Source organism: Kitasatospora sp. NPDC094016 (assembly GCF_040304045.1).
Lineage (GTDB): Bacteria > Actinomycetota > Actinomycetes > Streptomycetales > Streptomycetaceae > Kitasatospora.
The window spans coordinates 25,254-43,556 of record NZ_JBEOUK010000039.1 but is presented as its reverse complement, the minus strand read 5'-3'; the positions used below and the strand labels follow the sequence as shown (position 1 = coordinate 43,556).

Below are 18,303 nucleotides of genomic sequence, written 5' to 3'. Positions count from 1 at the left end.
GTCAGCAGCCGAAGTTGATGAGGCGGAAGGTCACGTAGTGGTCGCCGGTGTAGTAGTCCTCGCGGGTGCGCTGGCCGGTGACGATCCGGCGGGTGCCGCGGGTCGGCGAGCCGGGCGTCACCACGGTGTACTCGTGGTAGTAGCCGGAGGACTGGGCCGGCAGCACGCGCTCCTTGTTCTGGAACACCACGCCGTCCTGGCTGTACGGGAACGGCCCGCCGGAGGCGATCAGGTTGAGCGTGGTGCGCGCCTGCGACGGCAGGGCGGACAGGCACACCGAGCCGCTCACCGCGGCGTGCGCCTCGGTGGCGACCGCGACGGGCGCGAGGGTCATCAGGGCGACGGTGGCGACGGCGGCGGCGCGGGACTTCCACGCGCGTAGAGTTCGGGTCATGACAACCAGCATGGCGACCGGCCCGGCCCGCCGAAAGCCCTGATCCAACTCTTCATCTCTGGTCAACTCGACGTACTCACACCCGACTTGACCTGGACAGCAGTCGAGCCGAACAGAGCCGAGGCCGGACACGGCTGCGCCCCACCGGGGCGTTCACCGCCCCGGTGGCGCGTCCGGCGTCTCTACGTCAGCCCCGGGGCAGCGCCAGGGACTGGACGGCCGGCAGCTTGCGCCAGTCGCTGGAGACGATGCTGGCGTGCGCCCGGGCCAACTGCTCGGTGCGGGCGCGGGCCTGGTCCGCCGTCGGGTCGGTGGCGCTGATGGCGGGTGCCACGTTGTGCGCGTCCGTCATGACCAGCAGGTAGTGCGAACGGTCGTACCACTCGGTGTCGACGCCGTTGAGGTACGTGGCGGCGTCGCCGTCGAAGACCACGAACCAGGGCCGGATCCCGGCGTCCGCGCCCGTGTACGCGGCGCGCGGGTCGCCGGCCTTGGCGCCGTGCACGGCGGGGAACAGCTGGGCGTCGCCGATCCGGCCGGCGGCGGCGAGGTCGCGCAGGTGGCGGCCGTACTCGACGTCCGTGTGCAAGGTGTCGAAGGGGTTGCTCTCCTCGACCGTCCCCGGGATCGCGTACAGCAGGACCTTGCCGGCCAGCGCCGCGCGGCTCGGCCAGTTGCCGGCCCGCACCGCCTCGTCGACGCCGGCGTACGAGCCGCCGCCCGGCTTGGCGAGCAGGTCGGCGGGGCGCAGCACGGCCGGGCCCAGGTGCGCGGCGATCAGCGCGTCGAGTTCCGTCGGCCCCATGCCGAGGTTGGCGGAGAAGCCCGCCTTCAGCTCCAGCTTGACCACCAGCGGGCCGGCGCCCGGGTGGGCGCCGAGCCAGACCCGGACGTCGTCGAGGCAGTTCTCCAGGTTCTTGTTGGCGCCGCCGCTGTAGAGCTGCGCCGGGGTGCTGGCGGCGGTGCAGTTGTTGGAGTTGCCGAGCGGGTTGGAGTGGCTGACCTTCCACTCCTTGGTGACGATGTCCGTCCAGATGTCCAGCTCGATCATCCCGGTGCCGGTGTCGAGACCCTGGGCGAGGTACGGGTAGGCGGCCGGGTCGTAGGTGTTGTGCAGGCCGACGGTGGTGGCCGAGCCGAACGGCAGGTCAGCCGGGCCGCTCGCGGTCGCGTCCTGCGCCGCGTCGGCAGTCGCCGGAATCAGGGCCGCGGCGGCGGCGAGCAGGCCGGCCGCCAGGACGGCGGCGGCGGTGCGGCGTACGGTCACAGGTACTGTCCCCCCAGGTGCGGATGTGCCTCCGGCCGCCCCTCCCGGACGGTCGGACGAAGCATCGCCCACCAGGGCGAGCTTCGGGTGAAGAAGACACGACAATAGCGTGACGGCTGTACCGCTTCCGCCCGGGTTAGCGTGGGCCGTCCAGCAGGCGCGGCCCGGTCCGCGCCGGAGCACCGAGCACCGAGCACCGGAGGAACTTCCGTGTCCCTGGTCCGCGTCCACAACTTCTCGATCTCGCTCGACGGCTACGGAACGGGCGAGGGGCAGAGCCTCGACTCGCCGTTCGGCCACGCCGGCGACCGGCTGCACGGCTGGTTCTTCCGGACCCGGACCTTCCGGCGGATGCACGGCCGGGCCGGCGACACCGGCGGTGACACCGGCGTCGACGACGCGATGGCCCGCACCTGGAGCGACGGCATCGGTGCGGAGATCATGGGGCGCAACAAGTTCGGCCCGCAGCGCGGCCCGTGGCAGGACCACGAGTGGAAGGGCTGGTGGGGGCCGGAGCCGGTGTTCCGCACCCCGGTCTTCGTCCTCACCCACCACCCGCGCCCCACGCTGGAGATGACGGGCGGGACCACCTTCCACTTCCTCGACGCCGCGCCCGAGGAGGCGCTGCGCCAGGCCAAGGCGGCGGCCGACGGGAAGGACGTCCGGATCGGCGGCGGCCCGAGCACCGTCCGGGCCTTCCTGGAGGCGGACCTGATCGACCACCTGCACGTGGTGGTGGTGCCGATCGTCCTCGGCCGCGGCGTGCGGCTCTGGGACGGGCTCGAAGGCCTGGAACAGCGCTTCCGCACCGAGGCGGTGACCAGCCCGAGCGGCGTCACCCACCTCACCTTCACCCGGCGGTAGCCGGAAGACGGTGGCCTCCCCGCACCCGCGGGGAGGCCACCGTCACACCCGGACCGTCAGACCTGTCAGACCCGGTCAGACCCGGTCGGCCGCGATCAGGACGTACTGGAAGGAGCCGTCCTTGTAGGAGTTGATGAACGCCTCCTCGATGCCGGTGACCAGCGAGGAGGTGGCGCGCAGCTCCCAGTAGGGCAGGGTGGCGGGAGTCAGGTCGATGACGGCCTGCGGCACCAGGCGGTTGTCGGCCATGGCCCGCAGGTACTCCCGGCGGGAGTGGATGTTGCACTCGAAGTGGGCGTTGATCTGCGAGACCCACTTGGACGGCTGCCCGTAGGCGGGGTTCCAGCAGCCGGTGACGGTCACGTACCGCCCGCCGACGGCGAGGATCCGGGAGTGCTCGGCGAACAGGTCGTGCAGGTCGACGTACATGCTGGACTCGTTGTTCCACGAGCCCGCCACCTGGCCGGTCTCGAACGGCATGTCGAGCATGTTGCAGACCTGCGAGCGGACGAAGTCGCCGATGCCCAGCTCGCGGGCCCGGTTGTTGCCGAACTCGGCCTGCTTGGCGGAGAGCGTGACGCCCTGGACCCGGCAGCCGAAGCGCTGGTGGGCCATCACCATCGAGCCGCCGCGGCCGCAGCCGGCGTCCACCAGGGTGGCGTCGGCCGGAACCGCGCCCAGGTGGTCGAGGAGCAGCTCGGCCTGCGCGGACTCCAGGCGGTGCAGCTCGGTGATCACCTTCTTCTCGCGCTCGCTGTCGGCCGGGTCGCCGATGGCGGCCTGGTCGACGTCGCCGATGCCGTAGTGGTGGTGGTAGAGGCCGTCCACGTCGCCGAGGCGAAGGTTGACCGGCCGTGCCTCGTGGTCCCAGTAGCGTGCGATGTCGCCCTGGTAGGGGGTTGCCGGCCCGGGGATGGCGGCGTTGTCGGCGGGGGTGGTGATGTCGTCGGTCAGGGACATGCGTCAGCTCCTAGCGGGTGATCAACGGAAGGGGGATGGCTGCCGGAAACGGTGGTCACCAGAAGTCGGGCAGGGTGTAGCGGAAGGAGTTGGTCTGGTGCCAGAAGTGGTTGCCGTCGACCCACGCGGACACACCGCGCAGGAACCGGACGAGGGTCGGGACGGGGCAGGCCGCGGCCAGCGCGGCCGCCTCGGCCTCGAAGGCGTGCATCAGGTCGTTGTGGACCTCGACCGCCTTAAGGTAGCCGTCCCGGTGCGAGCAGTCCTCGCGTTCGGCGATCACCACGGGCAGGTTCAGGTGCAGTCCGGGGATGGACAGCTCCTTGGTGTACGAGTACAGGTCGTTGACGATGGTGGTCGCGTTGCCGGCCAGGGCGATCACGCGCTGCATGGCGGGCAGCGCGTGCAGTTCGGCGGGCAGCTCGTAGCCGCCGACGGTGTCCGTGATCGTCGGGCAGGGGCGGAAGTTGTTGAACTGGCGCATCGCCAGGTACTCCCACACCTGCGGGACGTGCTCGGTCTCGGCCCACGACGCCTCGGCGAGGTACCCGAGGTGCAGCCGGGCCATGTCGTGCCGGAACCGGTCCGCCTGGGAGGGCGTGGAGGCCCGGGTGAAGTACTCCATCGCGGAGCGGTACGCCCGGCGGGGCGCGTCCTCGTGCAGCGAGGCCTCCCACTCCGGGTGGTACTCCGGGGTGGTGTGCAGCGGGTCGAGCGCGGTGTGCGCCAGCAGCAGGCGCCCGCCGAGGCCGACCGGTGAGCCACCGTGCTCCTCGCAGTAGCAGTCGTCGACCGCGTTCTCGGCGACCATCAGGCGGGCGGCGAGCATCAGGTGGTCGACGCTGGGCGCGTCGGGGTGGCAGGCCACCATGTAGCGGCCGGTCGAGAAGCCGTCGAACTGCTTCTCCCAGTCCGGCGGGTACAGCTCGACCTCGTCCAGCGCCCAGGTCTTGATCCTGAGGCTCAGCTCCTCCACCCGCACCGGGTCGGGCTCGGCCACCGGGTGGTGGTAGAGCCCCGGGATGGCGTCGCCGGGCTTCGGCTTGGCACCGCCCGGCTTGGCACCGCCCGGCGAGGGGCTGTCGGACGCGGGGACGCCGGGCACGGAGGTGTCGAGTGCGGGCGTGCTCGGTGCGGGGAGGCTCGGCGCCAGGTTCAGGCCCGCGGTGCCCAGGCCGCTCGGCCCGCGCAGGATCCGCTCCATCGCCGAGGAGCTCACGACCCCACCGCCGCGGCGGCGGTGCGCTCGAAGGGTGTCCCCGCTCTGGTGCACAGGGGCATGGAGCCTCCTCTGACTCTGATGAAGGATCGCGAGACAGGACGGCTCGTCATCTGGCCGACGGCGCGGGCGGTCTTGGAACGCGCCCCCGTCTCGCTCGGTTCACAACCGTAGGCGCGGGGACCGGTTCGGAAACGCTCCGAACGATCTTCTACACCCGATCAGGTGAACGTGGGCCCGTATGACGTTTGAAACGCCCCCTCCTCATGCATTGGTCCGCCGTGCCCGCCCGCGTAAGGGGGAGAAGAATGGCCACGACCCCGTGACGGAACGGGGCCAGGAAGGACGTACCAGCACATGGAGACCCAGGGCCGCAGCCGCACCGCACTGGTCGAGGACCTCATGGAGCGCTTCCCCGACGTGCCCCGGGAGGCCGTGATCAAGGAGGACCTGCTGCGCGGCGGCATGGCCTTCGACGAGTCCGCCCTCAGCGGCAGCACCGGCGCCGACGGGAGCGGCGAGGTCAAGCCGAAGTCGTACTTCATCTTCTCCTTCGACCACCGCACCCTGCCCGAACTCGGCGCGGCCGCGCTCAACCGCCCGCCGGAGGAGGTCGTGCTCACCGGCGGCCCGTACGGGCTGCGCCGCACCGTGGTGTCGGTGCGCGTCAACCCGGACTCGCCGTACCGGGTCGGCGCCGGGGAGGACGGCACGCTCGGCCTCTACCTCGACGGCGCGCGGATCGCCGACGTGGGCCTGCCCCCGATGCCCGACTACTACCGGCACACCCTGGCCAACGGGAAGTCGGTGATGGAGGTCGCCCCGACCATCCAGTGGGGCTACCTGATCTACCTGACGGTCTTCCGGGTCTGCCAGTACTTCGGCGCCAAGGAGGAGTGCCAGTACTGCGACATCAACCACAACTGGCGCCAGCACAAGGCCGCCGGCCGCCCCTACACCGGGGTCAAGCCGGTCGAGGAGGTGCTGGAGGCGCTGGAGATCATCGACCGCCACGACACCACCCGCGCCTCCCGGGCCTACACCCTCACCGGTGGCGCCATCACCTCGCAGGTCGGCGGCCGGGACGAGGCCGACTTCTACGGCCAGTACGCCAAGGCCATCGAGGAGCGCTTCCCCGGGCGCTGGATCGGCAAGGTCGTCGCCCAGGCCCTGCCGCGCGAGGACGTCCAGCGCTTCCACGACTACGGCGTGCGGATCTACCACCCCAACTTCGAGGTCTGGGACAAGCGCCTGTTCGAGCTGTACTGCCCCGGCAAGGAGCGCTACGTCGGCCGCGACGAGTGGCACCGGCGCATCCTCGACTCCACCGAGGTGTTCGGCCCGGAGAACGTGATCCCCAACTTCGTCGCCGGGGTCGAGATGGCGCAGCCCTTCGGCTTCACCACCGTCGACGAGGCCATCGCCTCCACCCGGGAGGGCCTGCGCTTCTTCATGTCCCGCGGCGTGGTGCCCCGCTTCACCACCTGGTGCCCCGAACCCACCACTCCGCTCGGCAAGGCCAACCCCCAGGGCGCCCCGCTGGAGTACCACATCCGCCTGCTCCAGGCCTACCGCGCCACCCTGGAGGAGTTCGGCCTCTCCTCCCCGCCCGGCTACGGCCCGGCCGGCCCCGGCAAGGCCGTCTTCTCGGTCAGCTCCTTCATGGACTCGCTGCCCGGCTGAGCCCCTGCGTAGCCCCCGGCCGTCTTGACTGGCCGTCAGGATGACGCCGGGGGGCCGTCGGACCACCGCGAGGAGGAGGCGGACCCCGCCGATCGGCGCGTAGGTGGGGGTACGAACAGCGTGTTAGCTTCCCGCCATGGGACTACGTGGGGCTCGTGGGGTGGCGGCGCGGTCGGCGATCGAGGGGATGCGGGAGCTCGCCGGGGAGGGGTTGACGGCGCCGGAGGTGTTCCGGCGGGCGGACGAACTGCTGCGCCCGGTGCTGGAGTTCGACGCGGTGTGCTGGCACACGGCCGATCCGGCGACCGGTCTGGTGAACTCGGTGCAGAGCGAGGACCTCAGCCTGACGGCGTACGAGCACGCCGTCAGGCTGGAGGTCTGGGAGGACGACCTGGCGACCTTCCCGAAGATCCGGCACAGCGGGGCGCAGGCCGAGACGCTGAGCCGGGCGACCAAGGGGCGCCCGCAGGAGAGCGTGCGGTTCCGGGAGCAGATAGCGCCGGCCGGGTTCGGCGACGAACTGCGGGCGGTGTTCGACGCGACGGGCGGGATGTGGGGGTGCGCGGCGTTCATGCGGGCCCCGGACCGCGGCCCCTACCTGGGGCACCAGCGCGAGCTCGCCGGCGCCGCCGCCCGCCACCTGGGCAACGCGCTGCGGGCGTGCCACATACCGGCCGGCGCGCCGGACCAGGAGGACGCGGGGCCGGCCGTCCTGATGCTCGACCGGCGCAACCGGCTGCGGGCGATGTCCGGCCCGGCCGAGGACCTGCTCGACCGGCTGGCCGACCCCACCCCCACCTCGCTCAGCATCCCGACCTCCGTGGCGATGGCCGCCGAGCACGCCCGCCGGGCGGCGCACGGGCTGGCCGCGCCGCGGACGCCGGTACGGGTCCGCACCCGGGACGACCGCTGGTACCTGCTGCACGGATCGGCGCTGCGCGGCGACGCGGCGGCGGACGAGGTGACGGTGGTGGCCGCACCCGCCTCGCCGGCCGAGGTGATGCCGCTCTACCTGGCCGCCTACGGGCTGACCGCCCGCGAGCAGGAGGTGGCGCTGCTGCTGGTGCGCGGCAGCGACACCCGGGACGTGGCCCGGCTGCTCGCGATGACGCCGTACACCGTGCAGGACCACCTGAAGTCGGTGTTCACCAAGACCGGGGTGGGCAGCCGGCAGGAGCTGATCGCGCGGATCATGCTCGGCGGGGGGCGCTGCTGACCCGAGGCCCCGCGCGCCCCTGGCGCGCGCGCCGCCCCGCGCCCCCAGGAATCCGGGATGGCCGGGGGCCCGCCGCGAACGTGAAGATTTCCCCACGGGGGATTTACGCCATGCACATGACATGACGTGAATCGCAGTGCCTTCATCGTCCAGCGGAGGAGCACCCTCATGAGCTCGCGCACCAGGCGCACCGCCTTCACCTCAGGAGTCGCCGCACTGGTCGCGGTGACCGGGCTCGGCCTCGGCGCCGCGCCCGCACACGCCGACACCGCACCGCCGACCGCCAGCGCCCGGCCGGGGCTGTCCGGCCCGGCACGACGGGTCCGGGGAGCCAGCCCCGGGGCACGCGTCCAAAAATACCGGGTGGGGTATCCTGACGGGACTGGCCACCCCATCCGGGGGTGCGACGTGAGGAGCAGCGCGATGTGTCGACGAACCACCTGCCGGACGTGCGGCAAGGCAGGCTATGCGGGGTGCGGCATGCACGTCGACCAGGTGCTCGCCGGGGTGCCCGAGTCCGGCCGCTGCGCCTGCGGCCGGACGAAGGGCAAGGGCGGCGGCTTCCTGGCGAGGCTGCTCGGACGCCGCTGAGGGGGCATGACCGGCCGGACACCCTGCCGTCCCGCGCAAACGGCCCGATAAGATGATTGGCGGTGTGCCGGGAAGTCTGGTCGGCTCGGGGGACGACTGCAGCGCTCGGGCGGCGGCGACCCCGATCGTCGTGATGGGTCGTTTCCGCAGATGCACGCCGTGGGGATCGTTCTGGTTCTGGTGGTTCTGGCCACGAGCGTGGCCACCTTCGCCCGGCGGTTGCGGGTGCCCGCGCCCTCCCTGCTGGTCCTGGTAGGCCTCGCGGTCGCGATGGTCCCGGGTGTGCCCGCGCTGCACGTACCGCCGCAGGCCATCGCCCTGGTGGTGCTCCCGCCCCTGCTCTACTCCTCCGCCGAGGAACTGTCGTTGCGTGATCTGCGCACGGTGTGGCGCCCGGTGACGATCCTCTCCTTCGGCCTGGTCTTCGCCTCCGCCGCCGCCGTGGGCTTCGTCGCCGTCGCCGTCGCCGGGCTCCCGCCCGCGATGGCGTTCGTGCTGGGGGCCGTCCTGTCCAGCACCGACCCGGTGGCCGTCACCGCGCTCGGCCGCCGGCTGGCGCTGCCGGGGCGCGTCCAGGTGCTGGTGCAGGCCGAGAGCCTGTTCAACGACGCCACCTCGCTGGTGCTGTTCAAGGTCGCCGTCGGCGTCGCCGTGGCCGTGGGCGGCACGGTGGACCTGCCGGCGGCGGGCGGCGAGCTCCTGCTGCTCGGCGGGGGCGGCAGCCTGGTCGGCGCCGCCGTGGCCGGCCTGGTGTGGCTGATCCGGCGCCGCACCGCCGACCCCGTCCTGGAGACGGTGATAGCCCTGGTCACCCCGTACGCGGCGTACGTGCTCGCGGAGTCCGCGCACACCTCCGGGGTGACCTCGGTCGTGGTCGCCGGCGTCCTGCTCGGCCGCTCCGGCCACCGCCTCACCGACGCCCGCATCCGGCTCCAGTTGCACGCCGTCTCCGCGGTGGTGGTGTTCCTGCTGGAGAGCGTCATTTTCAGCATCGTCGGCCTGCAACTGCCCACCCTGGTCCGGGACCTGCCGGCCGGCACCGGCTGGTGGCCGCTCCAGGCGCTCGCGCTGGCGGCCGTGCTGATCGCCGTCCGCGTGCTGTGGACGCTACCGCTGACCCGCGGGGTCAGGCCCGCCCGCGGCCGGCTGTCCTGGCGGGTCGCCGGGGTCGTCACCTGGGCCGGCACCCGGGGCGTCATGCCGCTGGCGGCGGCCCTGTCCATCCCGCTGCTCACCGCGGACGGCGACCGGATCCCCGGGCGCCCGCTCGTCCTGGTGCTGACCACGGCGGTGGTCGTCCTCACCCTGGTCGTGCAGGGCTTGACCCTCGCCGCCGTGGTCCACCGCTCCGGGCTCGCCCTGGAGCCCGAGCACACCGCCCGCGAGGAGGACGACGCCCGCGACGCCCTCAACCGCGCCGCCCTCGACCACGTCGACCACCTCGCCGCCCTGGAGGTCATGCCCGACACCGCGATCGACCGGGTCCGGCGCGGCCTCGCCGCCCGCCTCGACCGCACCCCCGAGACCCCCGACGGCACCACCGCCGACGCCGCCTACCGTCAACTCCGGCACGAGGTCATCACCGTGCAGAACGTCCGGCTGCACCGCCTCTACGAGGAACACCTCATCAGCGACACCACCCTGCGCCGCCTCCAGCGCGACCTCGACCTGGAGCAGGCCGGACTCGGCGGCCGTGACGGGCTCGCGACCCCCGGTCTTCCGCACCCCCGCACCGCAGATCAGACTGTCGCGAGCAGTCCGACGCAGCACCGAACGGGGGCCACGTGGCACAGGGCAGGAAGAAGCAGAAGAGACCACTGAGCGCGGCGGCCGCCGCTGCCCAGCGGCCGAAGAGCGCCAAGCGGAAACCCCGGAAGGACAGGCCGCTCGCGCCCCGCACCGTCCGCCGGGCGGCCGTCCTGGTCGCGGTGCTCACCCCGCTGCTGCTCGTCGGCCTGATGGCGCTCGCCGTGGACCCGGACCACTCCGCCCTGTTCACGATCCTCGCCGTGCTGGTGCTCATCGCCTCGCTGGGCGGACTGATGGTGGTCCGGACGGCCGGCTGGGTACTCTGGCCCGGCGTCCTGCTGGGGGTCCTGCTGCTGGCCCTGCCGCCCACCACCATCCGGGCGGAGGTGCTCGCGCATCGCGGGGAGCGGACCGAGGTGGTCGTCACCGAGGCCCACAGCTCGAAGGACCGCAGCGGCCGGATCAGCTGGTCCTGCGCGATCCGCCGCGCGGACGGGAAGCCGCTGCCGCACCCCAGGTTCCAGGGCTCGGGCTGCTCCGGGCCGTCCTCCGCCGGCACCACCACCACCGTCCTCGTCGACCCCGAGGGCTGGGCCCCGCCGGCCGGCACCGACCTGGACTTCTCCTTCCTCCGCGGCGGCGTCTACGCCCTGGGCGGCCTCGGCCTGCTCTGGGTCCTGCTCGTCACCGCCGCCGCCCGCCGCAGCCTCCGGGAGTCCCGCGCCGCAGCGCCCGCCTGACGGTTCGGGTCCGGGAAGGCGGGCGGTCAGGCCGTGCCGGCCTGCGGCACGGTGTAGAGGAACTCCTCGATCCGGTCGATCAGGCCGCCCTCGAACCGGAAGTAGACGACGGTCGGGACCTCCTGGACGACCCCCTCGGCCGACAGCAGGTGGATGACGTGCTGCTGGAGCACCTCGTCCGGCTTCTCGAACTGGCGGAGGACCTCGAACCGCAGCGACTCGACAGTGGCGGCGAAGGCCCTGAAGTGCACGAGCCGCTCGTCGATCGGCTGCTCGTCGTTGCCGTCGTTCTGCCAGACCGTGGCCTTCTCGGTGCACAGCGCCCGGAAGCCGGCGAAGTCGTTCTCCTCCAGCCGCCGCAGACCCGAGATGACCGTCTCGCCGATGCTCTGTGCCATGCCGAACTCCTGTGTCCGTCGGGTCGAATGCGGGGATGGTGTCGCGGTGTCGCGGTGGTGCGGTGTCGCGGTGGTGCGGTCAGTGCGGAAGCAGGCCGAGGTGGCGCAGGTCGGTGACGTACTTGTGGACGAGGGCCGCCGACAGGTGCGGGATGTCCTGGTCGGGGCCGACCTTGGCGGCCCGTACGGCGGACCGGAACCCGTCGGCGGGGATCGCCGAGCCGGGGACGCCTTCCCCGGGCCGCGCGAAGGCGCGCAGCAGGGGCAGCAGCGAGTGCTGGCGCTGCTTCTCCGGCAGGGCGCGCAGCGCGGTGGTGATCCGGGCGAGCCAGTCGTCGTAGTCGTCGATCCGCCGGATCGGGTGGCCGGCCTCGACGAGCCAGTCGACGAAGGTGTCCAGGCAGACGCCGTCGTCGTGCGGGTTCAGCGCGTTGAAGGTCCGGTAGCCCTCGGTGGCCCGCGCGCCCAGCGCGGTGACGGCCTCGGCGGTGAAGTCGACCGGCAGGCCGTCGTAGTGGGCGCGCCCGCCGCCCCGGTAGAAGGAGCCCGGGGCGATGCCGGTGGTGAGCAGGCTGAGCAGCAGGCGGGTGAACACGTCGGGCACGTTCAGCTGCCCCCGGTAGCTGCCGTGCGCGAGGATCATGTCCGACCGCAGGGTGACGACCGGCAGTGCGCACAGGTCGTGGGCCTCGCGGAGCAGCACCTCGCCGGCCCATTTGCTGGTCGCGTACCCGTGCGCGTACCCGTCGTACCCGTGCGCGTCGTCGTGCCCGTACTCGTGACCGTACTCGTGCTCGGATCCGTGCGCGCCGTTGCCGGTGCCCCTGGCGAGGTGGCGCACCGGGCTGGTGACGCGGATGTCGCCGTCCTCGTCCAGGGCCGCGGCCGGGGCGCCGGCCACCACGGCGACGGTGGACACGTAGGTGACGGGCTTGAGCCGGGTGGTGAGCGCCAGCCGGATCAGTTCGGCCGTGCCGACGACGTTGGGCCCGAACAGTTGCTCGTAGGGCAGCACGTGGTTGACCAGGGCGGCCGGGTGGACGATCAGGTCCACGGTGTCGGCCAGCCGCTGCCAGGCGTCCTCGGCCAGGCCGAGCCGCTGCTCGCCGATGTCACCCGCCAGCACCTCCAGCGTCCCGTCGGCCAACTCCCGGTACCGCCTGAGCAGTTCGTCGTCGCCACTGTCGAAGGCGGCCTCCAGCCGCTTCGCCGCGACGGCCGCGTCGGCGCCGCGGACGACGCAGACCAGCCTGCCGCCCGCAGGAGCCAGGCGTTCCAGCCACTCCAGGCACAGGAAGCGGCCGAGGTAGCCGGTGGCCCCGGTGAGCAGGACGGTGCGGACGGCGCCGTCGGGGCGGGGCAGCGTCGGGGCGGCGGCGAGCGTCGCCGCGTCGAGGAACCTGTCCAGGGTGAGGTCGCCGGCGCGGGCCTCGGTGGCGTGCTCGCCGTGGACGGAGGCGACGGTGGGCCGCGCGGCGCCCGAGCGGCGCCGCTCCTCGATGTAACCCGCCACCCGCGCCAGGTCGTTGGCCGGGCTGATCACCACCCCGACCGGGACCTCGACCTGGAAGATCTCCGTCATGAGGGCGGCGAAGGACAGCGCGGACAGCGAGTCCCCGCCCAGATCGGTGAAGTGCGCGTCGGCGCTCGGCTCGGCGCCCGCGCAGCCCAGCAGCGCCTGGGCGGCCCGGCCGACCGTGTCCAGCACCGGCCGGTCCGGCCCGGCCCGGCGCAACTCGCGCAGCCGGAGCTCCTGCCCGTCGGCGAGTTCGGCGTAGAGCCGTTCCAGGGCCTCGCCGTAGCGCTCACGGAGCCGGGGGCGCAGCGGTTTGTGGCTGTCGGCGAGCAGGCCGTTCGCGGCGCTGAAGGGTTCGGTCTCGATCAGGACGTCGCGCGGGATCTCGTAGGAGTTGAGCTCGGCCTCCCTGGCGATCCGCTGGAGCGACTCGACGAGCAGCGGTTTGAGCGACTCGGCGTCCCCGCCGGCCCTGGCCAGCGCGTCCGGGGCGGGGACGACCACGGCGAGCGGGTAAGCGCGCTCGCTGTTGCCGTACACGAAGATCTGCCGGATCAGCGGGCTGGCGACGAAGGCGGTCTCCAGGCGGGAGACGGCCACGAACTCGCCCTGGGAGAGCTTCAGGACGTCCTTGGTGCGGCCGACGTAGACCAGCCGGTCCGGTCCGGTCTCGGCCATGATGTCGCCGGTCCGGTAGTAGCCGTCCGCGTCGAAGAGCTCGGCGTTGAGTTCGGGCCGCTTGTAGTAGCCGGGGATGGCGGTGGCGGTCTTGAGCAGCAGTTCCCCGCGCGGGTGCGGCGAGTCGGTCCGGAAGTAGCCGAGTTCCGGGACGTCGACCAGCTTGTAGTCGATGACCGGCGGGCGCTGCACCACCGAGTCGAGCAGCACTCCTCCGGCCTCGGTGGAGCCGTAGCCGGTGTACAGGTGGAAGCCCAGGCAGGACTCGACGAAGGCCGCCACCTCGGCGGAGAGCGGGGCGGTGCCGCAGAAGGCCTTGGTGACGCGCCCGCCCAGGAGGTTCTCCCGCAGGTCGGTCTTGACCGCCGTGTCGACGTCGCCGGGTTCGCCGGAGCGCCGGTCCAGTTCGCTGCGGTACCGCTGGAAGAGCAGGTCGCAGATGCGCGGGACCATGGTCAGCTCGGTGGGGCGGACCAGCGCGATGTCGTCGAGCAGGGTGGACAGGTCGCTCCTGGCGGTGAAGTGGCCGACGCCGCCCCGGGAGAGCGAGCCCATCAGTGCCCAGTGGCCGGCGAGGTGGCTCTGCGGCATGTAGTGGACGCTGACCGGGGGTGTGTCCTCCGCGCCGTAGCTGAAGCCGTTCCACGCGGTGCGGACCAGCCGCTGGGGGTACACCGCCCCCTTCGGGGTCCCGGTGCTGCCGGAGGTGTAGATGAGCAGCGCCAACGGGTCGTCACCCGGGGCGGCGACGAACAGGGGCGCGGGCGGCAGACCGGCGCCGGCGTCGACCACGGCGGCCAGCGGGTCGACGGCCACCGGGCGGCCGGCCCCGGCCAGGCGCCGCCGGGCGGATTCGAAGGCGTCGCGCTGCTCGGCGATGTCGGGGTGGTAGTCGAACACGATCACGCGCCGGATCGAGGGCGCCCCGAGGACGGCTTCGACGGCGGTGTCCAGCCGCTCGATGCTCGCCGCGAGGGCGCGCGGTTCGGTCTCCGCGACGATCGGCGCCAGCTGGGACAGCGGGGCGCTGGACTGCAACGGCACGACCACCACGCCCGAGTGGAGGCACGCGAGGTCGAGCGTGGCGTAGTCGGTGCTGGTGAAGCCCAGGATGCAGAGCCGGTCGCCGGCGCTCAGCGGGTGGTCCGGGTGGTGGTGCCACTCGGTGGCGACGGCGCGTACCCGGGCCCACAGTTCGCGGTAGCTGACGGTCTCGAAGCGGGGCAGCAGGCGCCCGGTCACGGGCTCCCGCGCGCGTTCGCCGAGGGCGGGCCGGTCGCCGTAGCCCTCCATGATGACGGCCATGGCCTCGGCGAGTCCCTTGCCCGGATCACGCACGGCCGCGGTGATCGCCTCCAGTGGTTCGGCCATGCTGAGCCCTCCCGTAGCGTCCGGCTGTTGTCCGGCGTCCGGCTGTTGTCCGGCGTGCGGCTGATGTCGATGTCCGGCTGTTGTCGACGTGCGAACCGGGGCCGGCCGGAGCGGTCGCCGGGCCCGTCGGGCCCGGCGGTCGTTCCGGCCGGCGGGCGTCTCACCAGGCGACCGGCAGCGCGTCCGCTCCGCGGATGAGCCGTTCCGTCCGCCAGGTCACCTGGTCGGCCGGCACGGCGAGGTGCAGGCCGGGCAGGCGGCGCACCAGGGAGTCCAGGACGACGCGCAGTTCCATCCTGGCCAGCGCCGCGCCGAGGCAGTGGTGGATGCCGTGCCCGAAGGTGACGTGCGGGATGTTCCCCCGGTGGAAGTCGATCTCCTCTGGGCGGTCGAACACCTCCGGATCCCGGTTCGCGAGCGAGAACTCGGTGACCACCGCGTCGCCGGCGCGGACGGTCTGCCCGCCCAGTTCCACGTCCTCGGTGGCGATCCGGGTGAAGCCGGCGGTGGCGCTGATCGGGATGATCCGGGAGAGCTCCTCGACCGCGTCGGGGATCAGGCCGGGATCGGCGACGAGCTCGTGCCACAGCTCGGGCCTGGTCAGCAGCGTGTAGACGAAGTTGCCGATCTGGTTGGCGGTGGCCTCCTGGCCGGCGGACAGCAGGCTGACCCCGAGGCTGACCAGCTCCTCCTCGGTGAGCCGGTTCTCCTCGTCCTCCACGGCGACCAGTTCGCCGAGCAGGTCGCTGGTGGGCTCGACGCGGCGCTCGGCGACCAGGCCGCCGAGGTAGTCGTTGAGGTGCCCGCGGTCCCGTGCGGAGCGGGCCGGGTCGGAGAGCATCAGCAGGCCGTCCACCCAGGCGTTGAACCGGTCGCGGTCCTCGACGGGCACGCCGAGCAGTTCGCAGATCATCGTGATCGGCAGCGGCCAGGTCAGCATCTGGGTCAGGTCCGCGGGCGAGCCTTCGGCGATCATGGTGTCGAGCAGTTCGTCGACGATCTGCTGGGCGCGCGGACGCATCGCCTCGACCCGGCGCACGGTGAAGGGGTTGGCGACCCTGCGCCGCAGCCGGCTGTGCTCCGGCGGGTCCATGCTCAGCATCGAGGTGCGGGGCAGGCCGGCCGAGACGATGCGGGGCACGTCCTCGCCGGCCGCGGCGGCCCGGCTGAACCGGGGGTCCGCCAGCACCGTCCTGACGTCGGCGTGGCGGCTGACCAGCCAGGCGTCGCCGCCGTAGGGCAGGCTCACCCGCAGCACCGGCTGCTCGCCGCAGGCCTCGGCCAGCTTCGGGTCCACGTCGAGCTGCTCGGCCGGACCGAACGGATAGGCCCGCGGTCCTTCTTCTGTCGCGGTCATCGTGTCAGTCCTTCCAGTCCTGGCGGGCGGTCACAGGGACGCGCTCTTGCCGCCGTCGATGACGAGGTTGCTGCCGGTGATCCACGAGGCGCGCCGGGAGACCAGGAAGCCGACGGCCTCGGCGATGTCCTCGGTCCGGCCGATCCGCCCGAGCGGGACCTCGTCGGCCCAGTCCCCCTCCGATTCCAGGCCGAGATAGTCGACGATCTTGTCGCGCGCCTCATCCGCCCCAGGAGTCATCACGTTTCCCGGGGAGATCGCGACGACCCGGATTCCGTCCGGCGCCAACTCGACCGCGAGGCCCTTGCTGTAAACCTCCAGCGCGGATTTCGCGGCGGCGTAGTGCAGGATCATCGGGTAGGAGGAAATGGTCGCGATGGAGGAGAGGTGCACGATGACCCCGCCGCCGGCCGCGCGCATGGCCGGCACGAGTGCGGCATTGAGCCGGACGGCGGCCAGGAAATTGATGTCGACCGTGTACTGCCAGTCGTTCTCGATTTCCAGCGCGGTCTGGAAGGCCCGGCAGCCGCCCGCGTTGTTGACCACGATGTCCACCCCGCCGAGGGAGTCCAGCGCGGCGTCGGCGAACGCCCGCACCCCGGTCTGCGAGCTGAGGTCGGCCTGGATGAACTTGGCCGCGGACGGGGTGTGTTCGGTGGGGTTGCGGGCGGAGGTGACGACGGTGGCGCCGGCGTCGAGCAGGTGCTGCACGATCGCGGCGCCGATGCCCCGGCTGCCGCCGGTGACGACGGCCCGCTTGCCGTCCAAGTCGTGGGAAATCTGCGCGGTAAGGCGACTCTCGCTCACCCTGGGTTCCGCCACCTTTCGTTCCTGGGAAATTCATTTCCGCGGCACTGGTCGGCAAGGGAATCAATTCTCCAGTTGCGACCCAGAAGGCGACGCGGAACCACCTGCACCACTATCCGTGATCTCCCGGACACGGTCAACATGATTGTGTCGATGCGGTGGATCGCCTGAGGCAATGCAGCGCGGACGAGAACACCCGCTGGACGCCGCGATCAACAGGGTCGATAATCGTGCGTTACCTATGTGCGGCCGACCACACCATTTTCCGCACGGCCCGGTGGTGATTCGCCGGAGCGGCGGAGAAGGCGCACACGGAATGTTCACACCATGAGTGCCGAGAACTCGGGAGAAAGCATGTCCAGCTTGGACGAGCCGTTCGTCGTGGGTGATCTGACGGTCCCCAACCGCATCGTGATGGCCCCGATGACCAGGATGCAGTCCCCCGGCGGCGTGCCGGGCGAGGAGGTGGCCGAGTACTACGCCCGCCGGGCGGCCCACCAGGTCGGACTGATCATCACCGAGGGCACCTACGTCGACCGCGCCGCCGCCCGCGCGTACGACCACGTGCCCCACTTCCACGGCGAACAGGCGCTGGCCGGCTGGGCCCGCGTGGTGCGGCGGGTGCACGAGGCCGGCGGCCGGATCATCCCCCAGCTGTGGCACACCGGGGTCGTGCGCACCGGGACGGAGCCGCCCGCCGAAGGGCCGTCCGGGATCGGCCTGGACGGCGCCCCTGCCGGGCGGGCGATGACCCAGCGGGACGTCGACGACACGGTCGCCGCCTTCGCCGAGGCCGCGGCGACCGCGGAGCGGCTCGGGTTCGACGGCGTCGAACTGCACGGCGCGCACGGCTACCTGATCGACGACTTCCTGTGGAGCGGCACCAACCGGCGCACCGACCGCTACGGTGGCACACCGGCCTCCCGCGCCCGCTTCGGCGCCGAGATCGTGCGGGCCGTCCGCGCGGCCGTCAGCCCGGGCTTCCCGGTCTTCTTCCGGTTCTCCCAGTGGAAGGTCGGCAACTACGGGGCCCGCATCGCGGAGAGCCCGGCCGAGCTGGAGCAGCTGCTGACCCCGCTGGCCGAGGCCGGGGTCGACGCGTTCCACGGCTCCACCCGGCGCTACTGGCAGCCCGAGTTCGACGGCAGCGACCTCAACCTGTCCGGCTGGGCGCGCAAGCTCACCGGCAAGGCCGCCGTGACGGTCGGCTCGGTCGGCCTGGACCAGCAGTACGGCGAGGGCGAGTTCGCCCAGGGCTACACCAGCCGGGCCGGCGTGACCGGCATCGACGAACTGCTGGCCCGCCTCAAGCGCGACGAGTTCGACCTCGTCGCCGTCGGCCGCACCCTGCTGGCCAACCCGGACTGGGCCGCCAGGGCGCTGCGCGGCGACCTCTCCCGGACCGTCCCGTACGACCCGGCGGTGCTCACCGGCCTGGCCTGACAGCGCCGTTCGGCGAACGGGCGCCCGGAAGCCGGGCCGCGACCGAGGTC

The 18,303-nt window shown here is 72.4% G+C and carries 15 protein-coding genes; 7 read left to right on the top strand and 8 right to left on the bottom strand.

Features of this window, described 5'->3' with window-relative positions; translation table 11 throughout:
• Window position 1 precedes the first annotated feature (1 nt).
• Complete coding sequence (locus tag ABT015_RS28680) at window positions 2-334, bottom strand: ribonuclease (RefSeq protein ID WP_350884154.1); 333 nt, start codon at window positions 332-334, stop codon at window positions 2-4.
• Between the two features lie 247 nt (window positions 335-581).
• Window positions 582-1,661: a phosphatidylinositol-specific phospholipase C domain-containing protein gene (locus tag ABT015_RS28675; protein ID WP_350884090.1), complete on the bottom strand. Its 1,080-nt coding sequence runs from the start codon at window positions 1,659-1,661 to the stop codon at window positions 582-584.
• A 210-nt stretch (window positions 1,662-1,871) separates the two neighbouring features.
• On the opposite strand from ABT015_RS28675, the gene ABT015_RS28670 reads away from it, so the two are divergent.
• Window positions 1,872-2,525, top strand: a complete 654-nt coding sequence (locus tag ABT015_RS28670; RefSeq protein ID WP_350884088.1) for a dihydrofolate reductase family protein — start codon at window positions 1,872-1,874, stop codon at window positions 2,523-2,525.
• A 75-nt stretch (window positions 2,526-2,600) separates the two neighbouring features.
• On the opposite strand, the gene ABT015_RS28665 is transcribed toward ABT015_RS28670, so the two are convergent.
• Together ABT015_RS28665 and ABT015_RS28660 are read right to left on the bottom strand one after the other, a co-directional pair.
• Window positions 2,601-3,485, bottom strand: a complete 885-nt coding sequence (locus tag ABT015_RS28665) for a geranyl diphosphate 2-C-methyltransferase (RefSeq protein WP_350884086.1) — start codon at window positions 3,483-3,485, stop codon at window positions 2,601-2,603.
• A gap of 55 nt (window positions 3,486-3,540) precedes the next feature.
• Entirely contained in the window at window positions 3,541-4,689 is a 1,149-nt protein-coding gene (locus ABT015_RS28660) for a family 2 encapsulin nanocompartment cargo protein terpene cyclase (RefSeq protein ID WP_502897419.1), read from the bottom strand.
• Between the two features lie 372 nt (window positions 4,690-5,061).
• Between ABT015_RS28660 and ABT015_RS28655 the strand changes: the two genes are divergently transcribed.
• From ABT015_RS28655 to ABT015_RS28640, 5 genes are all read left to right on the top strand, one after another.
• A complete protein-coding gene (locus ABT015_RS28655; protein WP_350884084.1) occupies window positions 5,062-6,387 on the top strand; it encodes a radical SAM protein in 1,326 nt (441 codons plus the stop codon).
• A gap of 136 nt (window positions 6,388-6,523) precedes the next feature.
• A complete protein-coding gene (locus tag ABT015_RS28650) occupies window positions 6,524-7,603 on the top strand; it encodes a helix-turn-helix transcriptional regulator (RefSeq protein ID WP_350884082.1) in 1,080 nt (359 codons plus the stop codon).
• A gap of 168 nt (window positions 7,604-7,771) precedes the next feature.
• Window positions 7,772-8,194 carry a DUF8730 family Cys-rich protein gene (locus ABT015_RS38025; RefSeq protein ID WP_502897416.1) on the top strand — a complete coding sequence of 141 codons (423 nt, stop codon included), beginning with the start codon at window positions 7,772-7,774 and terminating at the stop codon, window positions 8,192-8,194.
• 150 nt (window positions 8,195-8,344) lie between these two features.
• On the top strand, window positions 8,345-10,015 hold the full coding sequence (locus ABT015_RS28645) for a Na+/H+ antiporter (RefSeq protein ID WP_350884080.1): 1,671 nt from the start codon (window positions 8,345-8,347) through the stop codon (window positions 10,013-10,015).
• A complete protein-coding gene (locus tag ABT015_RS28640; protein ID WP_350884078.1) occupies window positions 9,979-10,683 on the top strand; it encodes a hypothetical protein in 705 nt (234 codons plus the stop codon). Before ABT015_RS28645 ends, ABT015_RS28640 begins: the two co-directional genes overlap by 37 nt.
• 26 nt (window positions 10,684-10,709) lie before the next feature.
• On the opposite strand, the gene ABT015_RS28635 is transcribed toward ABT015_RS28640, so the two are convergent.
• The 4 genes from ABT015_RS28635 to ABT015_RS28620 form a co-directional block, all read right to left on the bottom strand.
• A complete protein-coding gene (locus ABT015_RS28635; RefSeq protein ID WP_350884076.1) occupies window positions 10,710-11,081 on the bottom strand; it encodes a nuclear transport factor 2 family protein in 372 nt (123 codons plus the stop codon).
• 79 nt (window positions 11,082-11,160) lie between these two features.
• Window positions 11,161-14,646: a carboxylic acid reductase gene (gene car, locus ABT015_RS28630; protein WP_350884074.1), complete on the bottom strand. Its 3,486-nt coding sequence runs from the start codon at window positions 14,644-14,646 to the stop codon at window positions 11,161-11,163.
• 160 nt (window positions 14,647-14,806) lie between these two features.
• Entirely contained in the window at window positions 14,807-16,003 is a 1,197-nt protein-coding gene (locus ABT015_RS28625) for a cytochrome P450 (protein WP_350884072.1), read from the bottom strand.
• 30 nt (window positions 16,004-16,033) lie between these two features.
• Entirely contained in the window at window positions 16,034-16,810 is a 777-nt protein-coding gene (locus tag ABT015_RS28620; protein ID WP_350884070.1) for an SDR family oxidoreductase, read from the bottom strand.
• Between the two features lie 354 nt (window positions 16,811-17,164).
• Here ABT015_RS28620 and ABT015_RS28615 point away from each other — a divergent pair, with 354 nt between their 5' ends.
• Window positions 17,165-18,253: an NADH:flavin oxidoreductase gene (locus tag ABT015_RS28615; protein ID WP_350884068.1), complete on the top strand. Its 1,089-nt coding sequence runs from the start codon at window positions 17,165-17,167 to the stop codon at window positions 18,251-18,253.
• Window positions 18,254-18,303: the final 50 nt, after the last annotated feature.

Bases quoted from the DNA above. Each gene is read 5' to 3' on its own strand.
- ABT015_RS28680 (WP_350884154.1), bottom strand. From the start codon at position 334: ATGACCCTCGCGCCCGTCGCGGTCGCCACCGAGGCGCACGCCGCGGTG.
- ABT015_RS28665 (WP_350884086.1), bottom strand. From the start codon at position 3,485: ATGTCCCTGACCGACGACATCACCACCCCCGCCGACAACGCCGCCATC.
- ABT015_RS28660 (WP_502897419.1), bottom strand. From the start codon at position 4,689: ATGGAGCGGATCCTGCGCGGGCCGAGCGGCCTGGGCACCGCGGGCCTG.
- ABT015_RS28655 (WP_350884084.1), top strand. From the start codon at position 5,062: ATGGAGACCCAGGGCCGCAGCCGCACCGCACTGGTCGAGGACCTCATG.
- ABT015_RS28650 (WP_350884082.1), top strand. From the start codon at position 6,524: ATGGGACTACGTGGGGCTCGTGGGGTGGCGGCGCGGTCGGCGATCGAG.
- ABT015_RS38025 (WP_502897416.1), top strand. From the start codon at position 7,772: ATGAGCTCGCGCACCAGGCGCACCGCCTTCACCTCAGGAGTCGCCGCA.
- ABT015_RS28645 (WP_350884080.1), top strand. From the start codon at position 8,345: ATGCACGCCGTGGGGATCGTTCTGGTTCTGGTGGTTCTGGCCACGAGC.
- ABT015_RS28635 (WP_350884076.1), bottom strand. From the start codon at position 11,081: ATGGCACAGAGCATCGGCGAGACGGTCATCTCGGGTCTGCGGCGGCTG.
- car (WP_350884074.1), bottom strand. From the start codon at position 14,646: ATGGCCGAACCACTGGAGGCGATCACCGCGGCCGTGCGTGATCCGGGC.
- ABT015_RS28625 (WP_350884072.1), bottom strand. From the start codon at position 16,003: ATGACCGCGACAGAAGAAGGACCGCGGGCCTATCCGTTCGGTCCGGCC.
- ABT015_RS28615 (WP_350884068.1), top strand. From the start codon at position 17,165: ATGTCCAGCTTGGACGAGCCGTTCGTCGTGGGTGATCTGACGGTCCCC.